Raw genomic sequence first — 909 nt, 5'->3', positions numbered from 1 at the left:
ATTTACAAGGAATTTCCGGATTCTTCTGTGCAGTATTTCTGCTGAAATCCAGATACTTTTTACTCTGCTTTGAGGGCTTTTGGCTGGTCAATATCAATCCCCGACATCAGCCAGTCAAACTCCCGCCAGGAAAGATTCCGGACCTCCGACTGCTTCCTTGGCCATTGATAGCCGCCGCGGACAGATAACCGCTTATAGATTAGAACGAAGCCGTCCGGTTCCCGGAACAAAGCTTTGATCCTGTCCCGTCTTCTTCCGCAGAAAAGGAAGAGAGCGCTGGACGATGGATCCATCTTAAGCTGGTCTTCGATAACGGCGCAGAGTCCGTCAATGGATTTTCGCATATCGGTATAGCCGCAGACAATGTAGATCTTCTCAAGTCCGGAGATGTCGCCTAACATGAGAGTTCCTGAAGCAGGCGGAATGTCCTGGTAAGCAGGACCGGATCCGCATCATTGCTGATACGGATTGTGATATCCTTCATGGCAGCTTCAATCGTATGTGAATTGTCAAGGTATGAGTTCTGCATCTGTGATGCGGTATGCTGTTCCGGAATGTGATCCGGCACAATGTCAATGGGGACCACGTCCTGTTTCGGGCGGGGAACCTCAAGATGACCGTAATTCGCTGCTGGGATCTGCTCCGCTGCCGTTTTCCGACAGCGGCTGACCCAGTTGTAAAAGGTGCTTACTGCAATGTCGTTTTCACGACACCAGTCAGCATCTGTCATGCCGCTCTGGCGGCATTCATTGATAAGCCGGATCTGTTCCGCCATCGAAACACGGGCTTTGCGAGTACCTGCCATAACCTATCCTCCATAATTGTAGTGAAATAGTCTAAATATCTATCGACTACAATTATAGGTGATACTTAAGGATCAGGAAATCCGCAGGAATATTTGGCGCTTAC

General features: G+C 49.2%; 2 protein-coding genes. Both read right to left on the bottom strand.

Annotated features, from left to right (window positions below; all coding sequences use genetic code 11):
- Positions 1 to 59: 59 nt before the first annotated feature.
- Positions 60 to 401 carry an IS66 family insertion sequence element accessory protein TnpB gene (gene tnpB, locus D5281_RS25090; RefSeq protein ID WP_072524981.1) on the bottom strand — a complete coding sequence of 114 codons (342 nt, stop codon included), beginning with the start codon at positions 399 to 401 and terminating at the stop codon, positions 60 to 62.
- Entirely contained in the window at positions 395 to 805 is a 411-nt protein-coding gene (gene tnpA, locus D5281_RS25085; protein ID WP_277935637.1) for an IS66 family insertion sequence element accessory protein TnpA, read from the bottom strand. Before tnpA ends, tnpB begins: the two co-directional genes overlap by 7 nt.
- Between the last annotated feature and the right edge of the window lie 104 nt (positions 806 to 909).

Origin of the sequence: Parablautia muri, assembly GCF_009917485.1 — a bacterium.
Taxonomy (GTDB): Bacteria; Bacillota; Clostridia; order Lachnospirales; family Lachnospiraceae; genus Suilimivivens; species Suilimivivens muri.
Note: the sequence above shows the minus strand (reverse complement) of the source record. Positions and strands in the feature narration are given on the sequence as shown.